Origin of the sequence: Rhodococcus maanshanensis NBRC 100610, from assembly GCF_001894865.1 — a bacterium.
Taxonomy (GTDB): domain Bacteria; phylum Actinomycetota; class Actinomycetes; order Mycobacteriales; family Mycobacteriaceae; genus Rhodococcus_G; species Rhodococcus_G maanshanensis.
The window spans coordinates 22,908-41,534 of sequence record NZ_BCXA01000021.1; the positions used below are offsets into that span (position 1 = coordinate 22,908).

Consider the following 18,627-nt stretch of genomic DNA (forward strand, 5'->3'; position numbering starts at 1 on the left):
CATCTCGACCCGACGATGACAGGATCGGCAGCGACTGACATCGATTGGGAGGGAATCGTTTCATGTTCAAACGCAGTTTCGTCGTCCTCGCCGCACTCACCCTGACCGCGTTCGCCGCGGGATGTGGGAGCGACTCCTCGGACACGTCCACGACCACGACTTCGGCGGCGACGTCGACCACGGCCGCGCCGACCACCACTGCCGCGCCCGCGAGCCCGGCAGCACTGCCGCCGGTGGTCGTTCCCGTGTCGCCCGGCCCGGTCTCGCCCGCACCGGTGGTGTCGCCTGCGCCGGGACCCGTCGGCGCGGACGGCTCCACCGGCAACAACCTCAGCACCGAATACTGTGCGCGCAACCAGGATCCGGGGTGCCCCATCGGCAGCTACGTGGCGCCGGACGCCATCCCGCACCCCGACGGCAGCGGAAAGTACGTCCCGTGTGAGGGCACCATCTGCACCAACCCGAACCACGGCGCCGGGACCGACCCGCAGCAGAACGGCGGCGCTGTGATGCAGAACCCGAACGGCGACGGCACCGACGTCCCCTGTGAGGGCACCATCTGCACCAACCCGAACAACGGCGCGGGTGGGTAGCCCTAGGGCCCGGTGATCGTGGTCAGGAAACTCGCTCGGATGTCGTCGCGGCCCGCCGCCTCGAGCAACGCGGAGAAGGCGGTTGCCTCCTCCGCGGATGCACGGCGGGCCGTGTCGGCGAGGAATGTCGGGTCGTCGAACAGGTCGGCAACGGCGTCGGCCGCACGGGCCAGGGTGAAGATGTCGTACATGGGAGATCGATCCTGACAACTACGGCGAACACGACAGAAGACTTAGCATGCCCTTCATTAGGGCTGCCTAAGTAAAGGTACACAAGGGCCTCGCCTCAATAGTTGTGTCCTCAATCACACGTAGATACCTGCTGGCAGGCGGCCGATTGAACACCCGGCGCCGATCCCCGCCACGCCGGAACCGAAACATATGCGGTACCGTCGATCACACATACATTGACCATCTCCGAGGAGGTCCGCCGTGACCGAACACATCGACGTGCTGATCGTCGGTGCCGGACTGTCCGGGATCGGCGCCGCCCACCAGATCCAGGCCAAGTTCCCCGCCCGATCGTTCGCGATCTTCGAGTCCCGCGACGCCATCGGGGGCACCTGGGACCTGTTCCGCTACCCCGGGATCCGGTCGGACTCCGACATGCAGACGCTCGGCTATCGGTTCCGACCCTGGACGGACGAGAAATCGATCGCGGACGGCCCTGCCATCCTGGAGTACGTCCGCGACACCGCCCGCGAGGCAGGCATCGACAAGCAGATCCGCTTCGGACACCGCGTGGTCCGCGCCCGGTGGTCGAGCGAGGACGCCAGGTGGACCGTCGACGCGACCCACGGGGACGACACTGTCACGGTCACCTGCGACTTCCTGTACGTCTGCAGCGGTTACTACCGCTACGACCAGGGATTCACGCCGAATTTCGAAGGCACCGACCGCTTTCGGGGCCGGATCGTGCATCCCCAGCACTGGCCCGAGGATCTCGACTACACCGGCAAGAAGGTCGTCGTCATCGGCAGCGGCGCCACCGCCGTCACCCTGGTCCCGTCTATGTCCGACCGGGCCGAGCACGTGACGATGCTCCAGCGCTGCCCCACCTACATCGCCGCCCTGCCCGCCAAGGACCCGACCACCAACGGGCTGCGGCGTCTGCTCGGCGACAGGCTCTCCTACCCGATCGCCCGATGGAAGAACGTCGCGTTCTCCACCTTCACCTACCAGCTCAGCCAGCGGCAGCCGCGCCTGGTCAAGTGGTACCTCCGGAGGGCCCAGCAGCGTGCTCTGCCCGCGGGGTACGACATCGACACCCACTTCACGCCGAGCTACAACCCCTGGGATCAGCGGATGTGCCTGGTGCCGGACGGCGACCTGTTCCGGGCCATCCGGCACGGCAGGGCATCGGTGGTCACCGACCGGATCGCCACCTTCACCGAGCGGGGACTCGAGCTCGAGTCCGGCCAGGAGCTCGCGGCGGACGTGATCGTGACCGCCACCGGCCTGAACCTGCTCGCGTTCGGCGGGATCGAGTTCACCGTCGACGGCCGCGAGGTGTCGCTGCCGGACACCCTCGCCTACAAGGGCATGATGCTCAGCGACGTGCCCAACTTCGCCTTCACGGTCGGCTACACCAACGCGTCATGGACGCTCAAGGCCGACCTCGTCGCCGACTACGTGTGCAGGCTGCTCGCGCACATGGATCGGCAGGGTCACACGGTGTGCGTGCCGACCAACGACGACCCGTCATTGACCACCCGGCCGCTGCTCGATTTCGCCGCCGGCTACGTCCAGCGCTCGATCGACGAGTTCCCCAGGACCGGCACCAAGGCGCCGTGGCAGCTCGGCATGAGCTACGCGCACGATGTGGTGACGCTGCGGCACGGTCGGCTCGAGGACGACGCGATGCAGTTCAGCTCCTGAAACAGGTCAGCCCCCGACATCACGTCGGGGGCTGACCTGGTGCAGCGAGTGGAGATCTACTCCGCGATGATCGCGTCGGCTTCGATCTCGACCAGCAGGGCGGGATCGATGAGCGCGCTCACCTCGAGGATCGTGGTGGCGGGGCGGATCTCGCCGAAGACCTCACCGTGCGCGAGACCGGCCTCTTCCCAGCGGCTCATGTCGGTGAGGTAGATCCGGGTGCGGATGACGTCCTCGGGCTTCGCGCCCGCCTCGGCGAGGGCGGCGACGATCCGGCTGACCGCCTCACGGGTCTGCTCGGCGAGGCTGTCGCCGCCGACCGGGCCGTCGGGGCCCGACGCGGTGGTACCGGACACCGACACCTGCTGGCCGATGCGGACGGCCCGCGAGTATCCGATCTTCGACTCCCAGTCGGAGCCGGACGAGATGTTGTTTCGATTCGACATGGCGCTGATTCTGTCAGGCCGCCGAGTCGCCTTCCGCAGGCTAGTCCGGGTTCGCCGCCACGAATCGCCGGAACGGGTCGAGCGCCTCGTCCCCGAGGTTGGGTCCACTCACCTCGATGCCGGCATCGGCGGACGCGATGACATCGGCACACCCGAGGCCGAACCGCGGTCCACTCTCGAGGATCGCGCCGAACTCCGCGGCCGAGGCCGCGAACACGACCCGGCTCACCCCCGCCCACACCATCGCCGCGCCGCACATCGGGCACGGCTCCCCGCTCGCGTACACGGTGCTGCCGACCAGGTCGTCCGTGCGGCCCTCCGCGCACGCGGTGGTGATGGCGTCGAGTTCCGCGTGCTCGGTCACGTCACCGGAGGTGGCAACGGAATTGGCACCCTCGCTGATCACCTGGCCGTCCGCGCCGACCGCCACCGCGCCGAATGGCCGGTTGCCTGCCTCCCCGGTCTCGTTCGCGAGCTCGATCGCCCTGCGCAGGTGCGCGAGGTCATCGGCATCGAGGCCAGTCATCTACTCATCCTTTCGCAGAAATGCCTGTGCGGCGATCCCCGCCGCGATGAAGGTGTACCCCAACCAGCCGGGGCCGTCGTCGGCGGTCAGGATCAGGATGCCGACCGGGATCAGCCACACCGCCAGCGGGGCCAGCAGCGCGCTGAGCGGTGGCCGCGGATCCTCCGGATACCAGGCCGAGAACTGCAGCGCGATCAGCATCGCCGCGGTCTGGATCACCCACCCCGTCCACAGGTTGTCGCTGTCGCGCAGCACCGCATCGCCGTAGAACCCGGCGATCGCGGCGACCAGGAACGCCGCGGCCCACACGCCGGTGATCACGTAGTTGATCCGCAGGAACCGCGGCGTCTGCCAGTACTGCTCGTCCACCTCCTCGCGCGCGTACTGGATGGTGAACGGCATCCGGGCCAGCATCGAGCCGACCGCGATGACGACCAGCGTGATGTTCGCGATCTCGCCGATCCAGGTCTCCATCCAGTCCTGCCCCGCCTCGTCGAGCAGGAAATGGAGAACCAACAGCGCCGCGAAGAACACGACGTCGATCACGCCGAGCAGTTTCAGGGACCGCCCGCGCAGCAGATCGACGACCACGAACAACACCGAGAGGGACAGCGCGATCCCGGCCGCCCAGGCGAGGCGCCCCGGCCCCTCGACGACCGCGAGCACGATCCACGGGGCGAGCCCGGTCAGCGGGCCGTCCAGCATCGCCCCGAGCGCATCCCACGCTCGGCGCATTGGCGAGGAACCTGCCCGTGTCTCCGGAGCCTTCTCGATCATCGCCCTGCCCCCGCCGGTCCGACCACGCCCGATTCCCTGAGGGTAGACCCGATTCCGACAGAATTTCGGCCAGAGACAATAGCGCGCCCCGAATCAAACCGGTCGACCGGGCGAGGCGTGTCCTGACCCGACCCCCATCACGGGTCGATTACAGTCGGCAAGGGCGAAATCGCGAGCTACGCGATGAGGGAGGTCACGGTGCGAGAACTTCGAGTGATCGGACTTGAGCCCGACGGAACGCACATCGTGTGTGCCGACAGCGAGAGCGGCGAACGCTTTCGCGTACCCGCCGACGACAAGCTTCGCGCCGCCTCGAGGGGCGACGTCGCCCGATTCGGGCAGATCGAGATCGAGACCGAGAGCCGAATCCGACCGCGCGACATCCAGGCCCGCATCCGAGCAGGTGCCACCGTCGAGCAGGTGGCGACCGAGGCCGGGGTGTCGGTCAAGAAGATCGAGAGCTTCGCGCACCCGGTGCTGCTCGAACGCTCGCGTGCCGCCGAGATGGCGCAGGCCGGTCACCCGGTGCGCGAGAACGGCCCAACCGTCCTCACCCTGGCCGAGATCGTCGGCCTCGCCTTCCGCGCCCGCGGCCACAACCTCGACGAGGCCCAGTGGGACGCGTGGCGCGACGACGAGGGCCACTGGATCGCCCAACTCGAATGGCAGGCCGGGCGCACCCGCAATGCGGCGCACTGGCGTTTCCAGCCGGACTCCCACGGCGGCACCATCGCACCACTCGACGCGGCCGCGACCGACCTGATCGACCCCGATTTCGGGCGCCCGCTGCGCGGACTCGCCCCGATCGCCGCCGAGGACCCGCACTCCCCCGTCCTCGAAGCCGTGATCGAGGCCGAGGTCGAGGAGGAGATGGCGGAGTCCGAGCCACTGGAACCCGGCGCCATGGATTCCCTCTTCGAGGAGGAGGACATCGTCCACCCCGAGGACGAGGAGCACCAGCCGAAGCCGGCGCCGCAGCACCAGGGCGCCAAGGACAAGCGCGGCAAGCCCTCCCTGCCGTCCTGGGACGACGTCCTGCTCGGCGTGCGCAGCAGCGGTCGCGGCTGACCGATACCCGGGCCCGCTCCCGCCACCGGGATCACTTAGAGTTACGCCGAGTAACACTAAGTGCCCAGAGTGAGCAGGGGGAAGACTGTGCTGGATTTCGACTGGCGTCCGCGGCTGAACACGGTGACCCGGAACGCATGGGGCCTGACGTTCGGCGACGGGATCCAGGCGGCCGAGCCGACCCCGTCGGAGCAGATCACCCAGGGCCTGCACCGCGACCTGCACCGGTTCGGCCCGCAGATCGGCGCCAACCCGGTCCTCCTGGTGCCCCCGCTCGCCGCACCTGCCCAGTGCTACGACCTGCGTCCGGGCCAGAGCCTGGCGGCGCACCTGCTCGAGCGCGGTCGCACGCCCTACCTTGTCGACTACGGCACCATGACCTCCGCGGACCGGGGTCTCGGCTTCGAGGCCTGGGTCGACGACATCATCCCCGAGGCCGTGCGGCACGTCTCCGAGCTGCACGACGGCGCACCCGTCGACCTGATCGGGTGGAGCCTGGGCGGGACGATCTCGCTGCTCACCGGGGCCGCGCACGCCGACCTCCCGATCCGGTCCATCTCGGCGATCGGCACCCCGGTCGACTATCGGGAGATCACGGCCATCGCGCCGCTGCGGGCCATCGGCCGGATCACGGGAGACCGGCCGCTCACCGCGGCCACCTGGGCGCTGGGCGGCCTGCCCGCCCCCGTGGTGCAGGCCAGCTACCGGGTCACCGCGCTGCAGCGCGAGCTGACCAAGCCGTGGTTCATCGCACGCAACCTGCACGACACCGAGACCCTGGCCAGGATGGAGTCCATCGACAAGTTCATGGCCGCCATGCCCGGCTACCCGGCCCGATTCTTCCACCAGGTCTGCACCCAGTTGATCCTGGGAAACACCCTGACCGCAGGGCAGTTCCGGCTCGGATCCCGCACGGTCGAGCTGTCCGCACTGTCGGTGCCGGTGCTTGCGGTCGGCGGCACCGACGACGTCATCGCGCCGGTCGCCTCCGTCGCGCGCATCACCGACGTGCTGACCGGGGCGCCCTCGGTCCGCTTCGAGACCGCGCCCGGCAGCCACCTCGGACTGCTCGCGGGCCCTGGCGCGAAGCAGACCACCTGGGCGCACCTCGACGAATTCCTGAGCGAGACGGCGCCGCAGCTGGTCTGAGCCTCACCCGGTGGCGAGGTGCGCGTCCACCGTCCGGCCGACGAGGGCGGCCGCGCCCTGCGGGTCCCCGATGACCTGCAGGGCCCGGTCGGCCGCCAGCACGGCCATCCCGTGCAGTCCCGTCCAGATCCCCAGCGCCCGCTCCCGAGCGTCCGCGCTTCCCGCGGTCGCCTCGTCCACCAGCGCGACGAGCGACTCGAACAGCGGCAGACTCGTGCGTCGGAGTTCCGCGCCCGAGCCCTCGAGCAGGTCGTGACGGAACATCAGCTCGAACATCGCCCGCCGACGATCGGCAAAGCGCACATAGGCCCACCCGAGTGCCACGAGCCGGTCCCTGGCCGGTAGCTCGCCGCCGACCAGGGCCGACCGGACCGCGACCGCGAGGTCCGCAAGGCCCTCCGCCGCGATCGCCGCGAGCAGCGCCTTGTGGGTCGGGAAATACCGGCGCGGGGCGCCGTGCGACACCTCCGCCGCCCTGGTGATCGCGCGCAGGCTCACCCCCTCGATGCCCTCCCGCTCGAGCAGCTCGACACCACACCTGACCAGCTTGTCCCGCAGCGGTTCGTCGTCCACGTAGACATTGTCTAACACTCGGTGGCAGTATCGGACACCTACGCGTAGACAATGTCTACGCCCTGTCGATCGATCACCCCGGGAGCGCCCACTGTGTGGTACTGGCTGTTCAAGTACGTCCTGATCGGACCCGTCCTGCGCCTGTTCGGCAGACCGACGATCGAGGGCGCCGAGCACATTCCGCCCACCGGTCCGGTGATCCTTGCGAGCAACCACCTGACCGTCGCCGACTCGTTCTTCCTGGTCCTCATGGTGCGTCGACGCATCACCTTCGTGGCGAAGAGCGAGTACTTCACCGGCACCGGACTCAAGGGCAGGCTCACGCGCTGGTTCTTCTCCTGCACCGGACAGGTCCCCATCGACCGCAGCGGCGCGGACGCGGCCAGGGGCGCGCTGGCGACCGCGACCGGGATCCTCGAGGCGGGCGGCATCTGGGGCATCTACCCCGAGGGCAGCCGTTCACCCGACGGACGGCTGCACCGCGGCAAGACGGGTGTCATGCGGGTCGCGCTGCCCACCGGCGCCCCTGTCGTGCCCGTGGTGATGCGCGGTACGCCCGCGGTCAATCCGATCGGTTCCCGGATGTGGCGGTTCGGCAAAGTCCACATCACCGTGTGCCCGCCACTGGATCTGACGCACCACCACGCGGCCGTTCCGAGCGAACGGACGGTGCGCGAGGCGACCGACGAACTGATGCGGACCCTGCTCGCCAACTCCGAACAGGAATATGTGGACGCGTATGCCGCGCGACGGGTGGGGGTTTCGCTCCCACACGAACACGTGCCCAGGTCGTACCCTTCAAGGTAAGCGACGAGAGGGAGGTGCAGGCTGTGGGGGCCAAAGCATCAACGATCTGGTACGTCGACGCCCCCGATCCCATGGCCGTCCTCCGCGATCACCCCGAGCCCGATGCCGATGCGGCGCATGCACTGGTCGGCAAGCTCTATCCCGAAATGATCATCACCCCACTCGAACCCGGCCCCCTTGCCACCTCGGCCGGGGTGCCGCACGGCGTGGTCTACGTGGGCAGCTATCCCGGGCTCACCGTCGTGTGCGGATCGAACCTCACGGTGCACGAGCCGTCGAAACTCGATGAATCCTGGACTCGCCCACTGGCTTCCGAGCGCACGTATCTGATGTGTACCGAACCGGACACCGCCTGGGCGTCTTTCGCGTATTGGGAACGCGGGGCGCTACGCCGCTCGTTCAGCGCGACCCCGGTACACATCTACGAGGACTTCGGATTGCCGCTGGTGTGGGAGCGAGGGTTCTGGGCCGGTGAACATCCGCTGGCCTACCCGGCGGAGGTGCTGCCCGACCCGCAGTCGCTGCCGTTCCATCCCGGCGAGTTCGCCGAGGCGGCCAACGCCGAGTGGCTCGGGTTCCGCTACACCGGTCCCGTCCGTGACGGCGAGATCGACCCCGCCACCGTCGGCGTCTGCGGATTCGCGGTCTACAAGGAGGGTGAGCCGCCCCCCGCGGTCCTGTCCGCGAAGCCCGACGGTGCGCCCCGGGTCGGATTCTTCCGCAGGATCCGCCAGTGGTTCGGGTTCGGCTTCGACTGACCCGGCGTCAGCCGGCCCCGGCCAGCAACGCGATCCACCCGGCGACGACACCGACCACGGCACCGAGCACCGCCCAGCGCCACACCGGCACCGTCCGCCACTGCCACAGCGTCGGCGCGACACCGACCGCGACCACCACGTTGACCACCAGCGCCAGCAGCGGGTGCACCGCGGCCATCGCCGCCCCACAGGCGGCCACCCCGACGCCGGTGAGCGCGGCCGCGAAGCCCGCCACCAACAGGCCGGTGGCCCACGGTGTGTGGGCGCCGACCGGACCACTCATCCGGCCGTCCTGACCCGTTCGTAGAACGCCATCGCGGCCGCGGTCGCCACGTTCAGTGAGTCGGTTCCCGGCGCCATCGGGATCCGCGCGCGCACATCGGTGTTACGCATCGCGTACTCCGACAGCCCCGGCCCCTCGGCCCCGAGCAGCAGCGCGACCTTGTCCCCCGTCATCGCCTCGGCCAGCGTCACCGCCGACGGATTCGGGGTCAGCGAGATGAGCTGGAATCCGTTGTCCCTGAGCACATGCAACCCGCGCGGCCACTCCGGCACCCGCGCGAACGGCACCCGCAGCACATGCCCCATCGACACGCGCACGGCCCGCCGGTAGAGCGGGTCCGCGGTGCTGCCCCCGAACAGGACGGCGTCGACGCCGAGGCCCGCGGCGTTGCGGAACATCGAGCCGATGTTCTCGTGGTCGTTGACGCCCTCGAGCACTGCGACGGTTCGCGCGCCTCGCAGCACCTCCTCCAGCTCCAGCGGGGGTGGGCGGTGCGCGGCGGCCAGCACGCCACGATTGAGATGGAACCCGACCACCTCGGCCATCACGTCGGCGGAGGTCCGGTAGAACGGCACGTCGACGCCCTCGAGATCGTCCGCCAGCTCGGTCAGCCGCCGATCCACGCCGAGCAGGCTGATCGGCTCGAACCGGGATGCGAGCAACCGCTGCGCGACCAGCACGCCCTCGGCGATCACCAGGCCCTTGCCCTCCGGCAGGTCAGGACGCCGATCCGACGAGTTCAGGTCGCGGAAATCGTCCAGGCGGGTGTCGGCCGGGTCGTCGATGTCGATTACGTGAACCACACCGCCATCCTGCCGTACACCACGGTGCCACCCACAAATCTGTGCCACCCTCGAAGGATGACCGACTCTACGATCGCGATCAGGACGGCAACGGAGACGGACTGGGACGCGGTCGCGCTGCTCGATGCGCATGCGTTCGGTTTCCATCCCACCGACGAGGACATGGCCTTCACCCGGCGGTTCGCCAGGACGGAGGACGTCATCCTCGCCACCGACGACGACCGGCCCGTCGCGGTGGTCATGCACTTCGCGATGCGGATCACCGTCCCCGGCGGCACCCAGCTGGATCTGCCGGGGGTTTCCTGGGTCTCGGTCGCGCCGACCCACCGAAGGCGCGGCATCCTGCGCGCACTGTTCACCGAGCAGCACCGCCGGTTCGTCGCGGCGGGGGCACCGCTGTCGATCCTCACCGCCACCGAGGCCACCATCTACGGCCGCTTCGGCTACGGTCCCGCGACCAGCGAGCTCACGGTGTCCGTCGACCGGCGTTCGGCCCGAATCCGTGACACCGCAGCGGATCCTGGTGGGGTGGCCCTGGTGCCGCCCGCCGCGGCCCGCCCGGCGCTGCCGGGAATCTACGACCGCTGGCAGGCGCGTACACCGGGGGCCCTGGCCCGGCCGCAGGTCTACTGGGACCGGATGTTCGCCGACCTCGAACACCGCCGCGACGACGCCTCCGCCCTGTTCTACCTGGTGCACGCGGACGGTTATGCGGCCTACCGGCGCAAGCACACCCCGGACGGGATGGTCGCGGTGGTCGACGACCTCGTCGCCGCGACCGACGAGTCGTACGCGGCGCTGTGGCGGGTGCTGGCGGGCATGGACCTGATGCGCGAGATCCGGGTCGATCAGGCCGCGGACGACCCGCTGCCCTGGCTGCTCACCGACGCCCGGCTGCCGCGGGTGACCTCACGGGACGATGCCGTCTGGGTGCGGATCATGGACGTGCCGGCCGCACTGACCGCGCGCACCTTCGCCGTCGACCTGGACGTGACCCTCGAGGTCAACGACCCGTTCCTCGACGCGGGCGGCACCTTCTCGCTGCGCGTGGTCGACGGCAGGGCCACGGCCACCCGAACCGATGCTCCCCCGCAGGCCCGACTCGATCTCGACGTACTCGGCAGCCTGTACCTCGGCGGCCACCGCGCGCGCTCGTTCGCTCGGGCCGGGCGGCTGTGGACCAGCGACGAGGCGGTCCTCGACCGACTGGACCTGGCCTTCCGCGCCGACCGGGAACCGTTCGCCGGCTGGCACTTCTAGGTCTGAGCGACCGAAAGCAGGAGCGGAGACCGCGGAGCGACCGACGGCAGGAGCGGAGCCTGCGGAGCGACCGAAGGCGCTACTCCGACTCGCTGACCATCGAACTGATGATCTCGACCGACTCGCGCAACACGGCGATCTGCGACTCGTCGAGCGCCGCCAAGCGCTCGTTCATCCACTTCTCCCGTGCGCTGGTCTCGTCCGTCACCAGGGCCTGACCGGAGTCCGAGAGGGACACGATGATCTGACGGCCGTCGGTGGGGTGCGGTGTCCGCACGACCATGCCGAGGTCCGCGAGCGAGGCGATGACCCGGGTCATCGACGGCGGCTGCACCCGCTCCTTCGCCGCAAGCGCACCCGGCGTCATCGGCCCGTCCGCGGAGAGGCTGGCGAGCGCGGACAGCTGCGTCAACGACACCTGAGAATCCGTGCGCCGCCCGCGGAGATGCCGCGTCAGACGCACGACGGCCAACGAGAGATCACTGGCCAGAGTGCGAGTATCCAATGTCACCCTCCGGAGGATACGGCACTACCTGACAAGCGGTTCAGGTAATCGCATCCGTGATGGGCCCGACCGCGAAATAGGCCACGAACAGGCCCGCGACCACCCACAGCAGCGGGTGGATCTGCTTGATCTTGCCGCTGAACGCACCGATCACGACCCACGCGATGAAGCCGACGCCGATGCCGTTCGCGATCGAGTAGGTGAACGGCATCACGACGATGGTCAGGAAGGCGGGCAGCGCGATGTCGAACTTGGTGAAATCGATGTCGCGGACCTGGCCGATCATCAGCGCGCCGACGATCACGAGGGCCGGCGCCGCGGCCTCGATCGGCACAACGGAATACAGCGGGGTCAGGAACATCGCGGCGAGGAACAGCAGTCCGGTGACCACGTTCGCCAGCCCGGTGCGGGCGCCCTCCGCGATGCCCGAGGCGGATTCGACGAACACGGTGTTCGAGGACGCCGACGCGCCGCCGCCGACGATCGCGCCTGCACCCTCGACGACGAAGGCCTTCCCGATCCCGGGCAGGTTGCCGTGTTCGTCGGTGAGTCCGGCCTCCTTGCCGAGACCCGTCATGGTGCCCATCGCGTCGAAGAAGTTGGCGAGCACCAGGGTGAAGACCAACAGGCTGGCGGCCAGCACGCCGATCCGGGTGAACGCGCCGAACAGGTTGACGTCGCCGACCAGGCTCAGGTCCGGCATCTGCGCGAGCACGTCCGGCATCGCGGGAACGCTGAGGTTCCAGCCGCTCGGGTTCACACCCTTCGAGGGACCGACGTGCCAGATCGCCTCGATGATCGCGGCCAGCACCGTCGTCACCACGATGCCGATGAGCAGGCCACCGCGGACCTTGCGCGCCACCAGGATTCCCATCAGCAGCACACCGAAGACGAAGATGACCGTCGGCCAGGTGGAGATGGACCCGCTGATACCCAATCCGACAGGAACGCTGGTGCCCGCGACGTCGGGGATGCGCCGGACGAAGCCGGCGTCGACGAATCCGATGAACGCGATGAACATGCCGATACCCGCGACGATGGCCGACTTGAGCGCGTCGGGCACCGCGTTGAACACCGCGGTCCGGAAGCCCGAGATCGCCAGCACCACGATGATGATGCCGTCGATCACCACCAGGCCCATCGCCTCCGGCCAGGTGACCTGCGGCGCGATCGTCACCGCGAGCAGCGCGTTGATGCCGAGGCCGGCGGCGATGCCGAACGGGTAGTTCGCGATGATGCCGAACGCGATGCTCATCACGCCCGCGACGAGCGCCGTCACCGCCGCCACCTGGGTGACCGGCAGGATGTTGCCGAGCACGTCCGTCTTCGCGGCCGCGTCGTCGGGTGAGAAGCTGCCGAGGATCAACGGGTTGAGCACGACGATGTACGCCATCGCCACGAAGGTGACCAGGCCGCCACGGACCTCGTTGCTGACCGTGGAACCACGTTCCGTGATCTTGAAGTAGTTGTCCAGGAGCCTCGAGGTTCCAGCCATAGCGTCCAATGTCCCAATCGCCGAAGGTGCGCGTCGCACCTGGGAGGTTAGGGCAAAGCGGAACGGGTAGCTTAATTATGTGACCGAGACCCGCGACGACCCGCTGATCCCGCGCAGGCTCACCGATCCCCGTCCCGTGGTGACGATCGGCACCCTCGCCTGGCTGGTCACGACCGCGGTGGTGCTCGCCGCGGGCGACCGTTGGCACGAGGCGCTGCCGATCTGTCTGGCCGGATTGGCCGTCGGTGCACTCGGATTCGCGCTGTTCCTCGTGCAGCGCGCCGCCGCGCGCCGCGGCAGCAGGGGCGCGCAGCGCGGCCTGAGCTGACCGGGCCTAGACCCGGCTCGGCTCCATCGTCGGGTCGTCCCCCGCCTCGTACTCCTCCAGCTCGACGTACTCGTCGTGATACTCCTCACCCACGGCGGGAACCTCCGTTCGCCGCCGCCACCAGAGCGTCACCGCCACGGCCGCGGCCACCAGCGCCAGCAGCACAACGACCGCGAACCAGAACCTCGGACCGTAGTAGCCGCTGAGCGTCATCCGGAGGGCGTTCCTCGCGTACGTGAGCGGCATCAGCGCCTGCAGCCACCGGAACGGCTGCGGCATCTGCTCGATCGGGAACACGCCGCCGAACGAGAACAGCTGGACCATCAGCAGACCGAGGGCGATGAAGGTGCCGTTGACGGCTCCGAAGACGACGGTGAGCATCCGGGCGAGCGCGAGGGCCGCCGCGCCGATCAGCACCATCACCGCGACCATCATCACCACGCTCGGCGGCTCCGCGCCCGTCAGTGTGATCGTGGCGATCGAGGCCAGCACGGCGCCGCCTGCCATGATCGCGGCGGGCACCCGGTAGCGCCGGAGCCCGTCGCGCCTGGTCGGCCTGATCACGAACCAGATGAGGATCCCGAGCAGGAACAACGCCACGGACATGACCACAGGCACGGCGCCGGGACCGAAGCCGGCCGCCACGTTGAGATTCTGCGGGCTCAGGTTCACCGGTGATGCGAGCATCGCGGCCGTGGCCTTGCGCTCGTCCGGCGTGAACGACGGCACCTGCGCCGCGCCGTCGGCCAGGCCCTTGGCGAGCTCCGCGCTGCCGTCGTCGAGCTGTCCGACGCCCACCTCGAGCTCACCGAGGCCGTCTCGCAACTGCACGCCGCCCGCGTCGAGCTGCCCCAGCCCGGAGTTCAGCTCCGCCGCGCCGGCATCGAGCTGGTGCGCGCCGTCGGCCAGTTGGCCGAGCCCGCCCGACAACTCGCCCGCGCCCGCGGCCGCGGACTGAAGGCCGCCCCGGTAGTCCGCCGACGGATCGGAGAGCTGGAACGCGAGCTCGCGTGCGCCCTCTCGCAGCTGCTTGAGCTGGCCCGCCACGTCCTCGTCGCCGGTCGGGAGCCCGGCCGCGACCATCGTGTCGACGAGCGGACCGACCACCGTGTCGATCACCTCGCTGATCTGCTTGGCGCCCGCGCCCAGTTCGTCGGTGCCCGAGACCAGCTGCCCGAGACCGTTCTTCAGTTCGGTCGCCCCGGCCGCGGCCTCATCGGCGCCCGCGGCCAGCTCCGAGGTGCCCGCAGCGAGTTCCCCGCTGCCCGCGTGCGCCTCGCTCAGACCCGAGGAGAGCTCGACGCTGCCGTCGGCGAGCTGGGTGGTCCCCGACAGCGCCTCCCCGGTACCGGCCGAGAGCTGGCGGGCGCCGGACGCGGCCTCCTCCAGCCCCTTGCCGACGTCGCCGAGCCCGACGAGCACCTGGTCCACCGACTGCTCGCCGATCGACTCGGAGACCGCGGAACGCACCTGCGCCATCAGGCCCTCGCCGACCGGCGTCGCGACCAGGCTGTTGTGGTCGTTGTAGACGACCTCGAGCCGCGCCTTCTGCGGCTTGTCCGATCCGGCGCTGGCGATGTCGGCGCTGAAGTCCTGCGGGATCACCAGCGAGAAGTAGTACTCCCCGTCCTCGACGCCCGCGGTGGCCCGCTCCAGGTCGACTTCCTGCCAGGCGACGTCACCGCTCTCGACCAGCGAGGCGGCCACGTCCTTGCCCGCCTCGAGCCTGGTGCCGTCCATATCCGCGCCCGCGTCGTTGTTGACGATCGCGACGGGCAGCCGGTCGAGGGTGTCGCCCGGGTTCCACAACGCCCACATGTAGAAGCCGATGAGCGCCAGCGGGGCGATCACGATCGCAGCGAGCACCCCACGGTTGAGGTGTATCCGACGCGTGGGCTGGTCGGGAACGCCAGGGGTGGCTGGTGCCGCCATGGTGTGACCTCTTCTCGTGACCGCAAAGCTGGACGATCGTCCAAAGCGGTCACCTTAGGGAAGCCGGCGCTCCAGTGCAGGGTTTCGCGAAGATTTAACAATCGCCCAGATCCACAGCCCCGCCCACGCGGCGCCGAATAGCCAGCCCGCGATCACGTCGGTGAGCCAGTGCGCGCCCAGGTACACCCGGGAGAGCCCGATCGCCAGCGTCCACAGAGCCAGCCCCGCGAACACCACGGGGTTACGCCAACGCGGCCCCGCGAGCCGCACGATCACAGCCCCCACCACGCACACCAGGATCGACGACATCATCGCGTGCCCGGACGGGAACGAGTGGGTGACCTCGACCACCAACCGTTCGGGCTCCGGCGGCCGCGCCCGGCCGAACGCGAGCTTGAGCAGGGACATCACCAACTGGCCGGTGAACATCGCACCGCCGACCAGCAGCGCCTCCGCCCGATGCCGCCGCGCCAGCAGCGCGAGCACGATCACCGAGGTGACCACCAAGGAGGCCACCGTGCCACCGAGATTCGTGATCACCACGACGACGTCGGTGAGCCAAGGCGTGCGGATCTCGACAACGGAATCGAGCACGGACTGGTCAATCAGCATGTCGCTCCGCGGGCTCCGCTCCGGGACACGGTCGCTCGGCAGGCTCCGCTCCGGCCAACAACCCGCGCTCCGTGCAGTGCGTGCGCCCGTCCTCGTCCACCCACCACGGCAGGTCGATGTCGCCCCGCACCGCCCCGCTCAGCCGAACGGTCAGGCGGTCGTGCACCACCAGGGTGCCCTCGGGCAGCGGCAGTCCGAGCGCGACGTGGGCGAGCACCGCGGCCGGCTCGCGGTCCCATGCGCTGACACGGCGGCCCGCGCCGAGCACCTCTCCGCGGATCGCCTGCGACGCGGGCGGCAGGTCGAGCAACTCGGCCAGCCCGGCCGCGCTCGGCAGGTCACCGACCACCAGTAGCTCCGCAGGCACGGCAGCCGCCAGCCAGGGCCGGTCGAGCACGACGGCCTCGGCCGGGTCGGCCAGCTGCCCGGACAGCGTCCTGACCGCCGCGGGCGGCGAGAGTTCATCCAGGTCGAGGATCCCCGACGCGGTCGCCTCCGCCAACAACCGGTGCGCACGCGCCACCACAGCGGGGCCCGGGTCCCGGTCTGGGTCGGCGAGCCGGTCCAGCAGCAGTTCGGCCATCTCCACCCCGTCGACCCGGTCGGCGGCCACGACCCCCGACAGCGCCGCGGCGTCCGGGTGCTCGAGCACGTCGAGCAGCCCCTCGAAGGTGCGATCGTCGGCCCGGCGCATCGCCCCCAGCCGGACCCCGCCAAGGCACGCATGCCTGCGCAGCCACCAGGCGGTGTACCCGAGCCGGTCCGAGAGCAGCGCCGCGGTCGCGGGCTCCCCGGCCAGCAGGCCGAGCGCGTCCGGCCAGGCGCCGGAATCCACCAGATCGAGGTCACGGACGGCGAGCAGCACCTCCGGATCCTCCTCGAGGGTCGACCACCAGGCGTCCTCGTCATCGAGGTCCTGCTCGGGCCCGGTCGGCAGATCCGCCCGAAGCACCGTGAACCCCCAGCCGACACCGACACCGCGCAGCGCGGCCTCGCCGAACCGCTCGACCAACGCCGATGACACGGTCCCGAACGGAGAGTCCGCCGCGAGCACACGGGCGAGCGGCGCGCCCGGCAGCAGTAACTCGTCCGCGGCGCGCAGCGTTCCGTCCGCATCCGGAAGGGGCAGCTGACCGAGCCAGCCGGGCAGGTCCCCCGCCGCGGCGGCGACGGCGGCCAACGACAGCACCGGATCCGCGAGTTCGCTTGCGGCGGTGGGATCGTCGAGATCCACGTCCTCGATCGCAGACCGTAGTGCGGGGTCGGCGAGGACGTCTAGCGCGGACGCGCTGCCCGCACCGAGCCGGCCGAGCAGTCGGTGTGCGGCATCAGGATGCACCAGCCGGATCCAATGGACCCCGTGTGCGTCGACACCGGACCCGACGCCCCCGAGGTCGTGGCCGAGCACCACGGTCCTCGGACCCGTCACCGTGCGACCGTCCGTCAGCGGCACCGGGATGGCGGCCAACTCCTCCGCGGCGACCGAATCCACGACCAGCGGCTCCAGCGCCGCGTAAAGCCTTCCCCACCAGAGCGGTTCGCGATGGATCCCGGCGAGCAGCTCGGCCAGGTGTGCCAGCCCGATGCGGTGTACCCCGACCGCGGACAGCGCCTGTGCCTCGCGCTCGGTGGACAGCCCGGGACCGAGCAGCCCGGGGATCACCTCCAGCAGCAGTTCGGCGAGTTCCGCCGTCAGCCCTGGCAGCACCACCGCGGATCCCGGCACCAGGTCCCGCCCGTCGGCGCCCGGCAGCCAGGCGTTGCCGGTCAGCTCTCTCAGTACCGCCTCGCGCAGCGCCGCATCCACCTCGCCACGCGCGAACCCGGGCAGCGGCACCAGCCGCAGTCGCTGCGACTCAGGAAGCGCCGCAACGAAACCGGCATATCCGTCGGCCAGATGCTCGAGGGCGGCACCTGGCATCAGCCGCCTGCGGTCGGGTTGCAGCGCCGCGTCGGCGATCAGGATCGCGGGCAGCGACAGCTCCTCGTCCGACCGGGTAGGCGCGCGCAGCACGTCGGCGGAGACCGGACGGACCCGTCCGTCGATAACCGGCACCGCCCAGCGAGCGGACGGCCCTGTCGAGTACTGCCACCAGGTGTGCTCGCCCTCCCGCGCGAGCGGTGCCTGCGGAGCGACCCCGACACGGAGCTCGGTCAGCCCGTCGGCGAGCGGCCTCTCGGATCGGGTGAAGGTCCGGTCGGCGAGCTCGATAGACGTCAGCGCGGGCAGCTCCAGCAGCAGGTCCGGGGCGTCGTCGGCCAGTTGCCGCAGCAGCTCGTCGCCGGCAACGCCCGGCCGCAGCGCCAGCACCACCTCCGAGTCGAAACCGGGCGCCGGCGCCGTGTCGGTGGCCCATACCAACCGCAGCACCGGCACACCCCGCTCGGGTTCGTCCAATCCGGCGGCGTGGAGTTCGTCGCGGGTCCGCTCCGCGGAGAAGACGATCGAACCGGTGCTCGACCTCAACTCGATCTCGTCGCTCACCGACAGCACGGCGGTGAATCCCACGCCGAACCGGCCGACAACCGGACCGCCGTCGGTGCCCTTACCCGAGACCCGCAGCGCCGACAGTGCCTGGACCCCCGCCTGATCGAGGGGGGCGCCGGTGTTCGCGACGTGCAGTCGGGTGCCGTCGAGCCAAATCCGCATCGCGCCGGGGATCCCGGCTCGGGCGGCGGCGTCCGCGGCGTTCTGGGCCAGCTCGGTCAGCAATCGGTCGCGGTACCCCGCGGCCGCGAGGTCGCCCTCGGTCGCGGCGTCCTCGCGGAGCCTGGTCGGTGAGGAACGCCAGGCGAGCAGCGTCGATTCCCTCAGCGCATCGGCGCCGAAGGGG

The 18,627-nt window shown here is 70.0% G+C and carries 20 protein-coding genes; 8 read left to right on the forward strand and 12 right to left on the reverse strand.

Annotated elements, in window-relative coordinates; genetic code table 11:
- The first annotated feature begins 62 nt into the window (after positions 1-62).
- Positions 63-593, forward strand: a complete 531-nt coding sequence (locus RM1_RS11325) for a hypothetical protein (protein WP_072751448.1) — start codon at positions 63-65, stop codon at positions 591-593.
- A gap of 2 nt (positions 594-595) precedes the next feature.
- Here the strand turns inward: RM1_RS11325 and RM1_RS11330 are convergent, their stop codons facing one another.
- Positions 596-784 (reverse strand): hypothetical protein, encoded by a 189-nt coding sequence (locus tag RM1_RS11330; protein WP_027500952.1) that lies wholly within the window; start codon positions 782-784, stop codon positions 596-598.
- A 241-nt stretch (positions 785-1,025) separates the two neighbouring features.
- Between RM1_RS11330 and RM1_RS11335 the strand changes: the two genes are divergently transcribed.
- A complete protein-coding gene (locus tag RM1_RS11335) occupies positions 1,026-2,471 on the forward strand; it encodes a flavin-containing monooxygenase (RefSeq protein WP_072751449.1) in 1,446 nt (481 codons plus the stop codon).
- A gap of 56 nt (positions 2,472-2,527) precedes the next feature.
- Here RM1_RS11335 and RM1_RS11340 read toward each other — a convergent pair whose 3' ends face one another.
- The 3 genes from RM1_RS11340 to RM1_RS11350 are packed head-to-tail and all read right to left on the reverse strand — an operon-like array spanning position 2,528 to position 4,178.
- A complete protein-coding gene (locus tag RM1_RS11340) occupies positions 2,528-2,917 on the reverse strand; it encodes a RidA family protein (protein ID WP_072751450.1) in 390 nt (129 codons plus the stop codon).
- Between the two features lie 40 nt (positions 2,918-2,957).
- Positions 2,958-3,443, reverse strand: coding sequence for a nucleoside deaminase (locus RM1_RS11345; RefSeq protein ID WP_072751451.1), 486 nt, complete (start codon positions 3,441-3,443; stop codon positions 2,958-2,960).
- Positions 3,444-4,178 (reverse strand): hypothetical protein, encoded by a 735-nt coding sequence (locus tag RM1_RS11350; RefSeq protein WP_072751452.1) that lies wholly within the window; start codon positions 4,176-4,178, stop codon positions 3,444-3,446.
- Between the two features lie 240 nt (positions 4,179-4,418).
- Between RM1_RS11350 and sepH the strand changes: the two genes are divergently transcribed.
- Both sepH and RM1_RS11360 read left to right on the forward strand, forming a co-directional pair.
- Positions 4,419-5,288 (forward strand): septation protein SepH, encoded by an 870-nt coding sequence (gene sepH / locus RM1_RS11355; RefSeq protein WP_174562943.1) that lies wholly within the window; start codon positions 4,419-4,421, stop codon positions 5,286-5,288.
- An 87-nt stretch (positions 5,289-5,375) separates the two neighbouring features.
- On the forward strand, positions 5,376-6,437 hold the full coding sequence (locus RM1_RS11360) for an alpha/beta fold hydrolase (protein ID WP_072751454.1): 1,062 nt from the start codon (positions 5,376-5,378) through the stop codon (positions 6,435-6,437).
- Positions 6,438-6,440: 3 nt separating this feature from the next.
- Here the strand turns inward: RM1_RS11360 and RM1_RS11365 are convergent, their stop codons facing one another.
- Complete coding sequence (locus RM1_RS11365) at positions 6,441-7,010, reverse strand: TetR/AcrR family transcriptional regulator (protein WP_072751455.1); 570 nt, start codon at positions 7,008-7,010, stop codon at positions 6,441-6,443.
- A 93-nt stretch (positions 7,011-7,103) separates the two neighbouring features.
- Here RM1_RS11365 and RM1_RS11370 point away from each other — a divergent pair, with 93 nt between their 5' ends.
- A complete protein-coding gene (locus tag RM1_RS11370) occupies positions 7,104-7,817 on the forward strand; it encodes a lysophospholipid acyltransferase family protein (protein WP_072751456.1) in 714 nt (237 codons plus the stop codon).
- A gap of 23 nt (positions 7,818-7,840) precedes the next feature.
- Entirely contained in the window at positions 7,841-8,575 is a 735-nt protein-coding gene (locus tag RM1_RS11375) for a DUF6928 family protein (protein ID WP_072751457.1), read from the forward strand.
- A 7-nt stretch (positions 8,576-8,582) separates the two neighbouring features.
- Here RM1_RS11375 and RM1_RS11380 read toward each other — a convergent pair whose 3' ends face one another.
- Together RM1_RS11380 and RM1_RS11385 are read right to left on the reverse strand one after the other, a co-directional pair.
- Positions 8,583-8,858, reverse strand: coding sequence for a DUF2537 domain-containing protein (locus tag RM1_RS11380; protein WP_072751458.1), 276 nt, complete (start codon positions 8,856-8,858; stop codon positions 8,583-8,585).
- Positions 8,855-9,661: a TrmH family RNA methyltransferase gene (locus tag RM1_RS11385; protein ID WP_072751459.1), complete on the reverse strand. Its 807-nt coding sequence runs from the start codon at positions 9,659-9,661 to the stop codon at positions 8,855-8,857. Before RM1_RS11385 ends, RM1_RS11380 begins: the two co-directional genes overlap by 4 nt.
- 57 nt (positions 9,662-9,718) lie before the next feature.
- Between RM1_RS11385 and RM1_RS11390 the strand changes: the two genes are divergently transcribed.
- The gene (locus RM1_RS11390; RefSeq protein ID WP_072751460.1) at positions 9,719-10,921 is read left to right on the forward strand and encodes a GNAT family N-acetyltransferase; all 1,203 of its coding nucleotides are present in this window, start codon (positions 9,719-9,721) and stop codon (positions 10,919-10,921) included.
- Positions 10,922-11,000: 79 nt separating this feature from the next.
- On the opposite strand, the gene RM1_RS11395 is transcribed toward RM1_RS11390, so the two are convergent.
- Together RM1_RS11395 and RM1_RS11400 are read right to left on the reverse strand one after the other, a co-directional pair.
- On the reverse strand, positions 11,001-11,432 hold the full coding sequence (locus tag RM1_RS11395) for an Rv0880 family HTH-type transcriptional regulator (RefSeq protein WP_027500964.1): 432 nt from the start codon (positions 11,430-11,432) through the stop codon (positions 11,001-11,003).
- A 34-nt stretch (positions 11,433-11,466) separates the two neighbouring features.
- On the reverse strand, positions 11,467-12,921 hold the full coding sequence (locus tag RM1_RS11400) for an NCS2 family permease (protein ID WP_072751461.1): 1,455 nt from the start codon (positions 12,919-12,921) through the stop codon (positions 11,467-11,469).
- A gap of 79 nt (positions 12,922-13,000) precedes the next feature.
- Here RM1_RS11400 and RM1_RS11405 point away from each other — a divergent pair, with 79 nt between their 5' ends.
- Positions 13,001-13,249, forward strand: coding sequence for a DUF2530 domain-containing protein (locus tag RM1_RS11405; protein ID WP_072751462.1), 249 nt, complete (start codon positions 13,001-13,003; stop codon positions 13,247-13,249).
- 6 nt (positions 13,250-13,255) lie between these two features.
- On the opposite strand, the gene RM1_RS11410 is transcribed toward RM1_RS11405, so the two are convergent.
- Genes RM1_RS11410 through RM1_RS11420 form a run of 3 tightly spaced genes read right to left on the reverse strand, consistent with a single transcriptional unit; the run spans position 13,256 to position 18,608 of the window.
- Positions 13,256-15,181, reverse strand: a complete 1,926-nt coding sequence (locus RM1_RS11410) for a YhgE/Pip family protein (RefSeq protein ID WP_072751463.1) — start codon at positions 15,179-15,181, stop codon at positions 13,256-13,258.
- A 54-nt stretch (positions 15,182-15,235) separates the two neighbouring features.
- Positions 15,236-15,793 (reverse strand): phosphatase PAP2 family protein, encoded by a 558-nt coding sequence (locus tag RM1_RS11415; protein ID WP_072751464.1) that lies wholly within the window; start codon positions 15,791-15,793, stop codon positions 15,236-15,238.
- Positions 15,783-18,608, reverse strand: a complete 2,826-nt coding sequence (locus RM1_RS11420; RefSeq protein WP_425528692.1) for a sacsin N-terminal ATP-binding-like domain-containing protein — start codon at positions 18,606-18,608, stop codon at positions 15,783-15,785. The genes RM1_RS11415 and RM1_RS11420 overlap by 11 nt, the downstream gene beginning before the upstream one ends.
- Between the last annotated feature and the right edge of the window lie 19 nt (positions 18,609-18,627).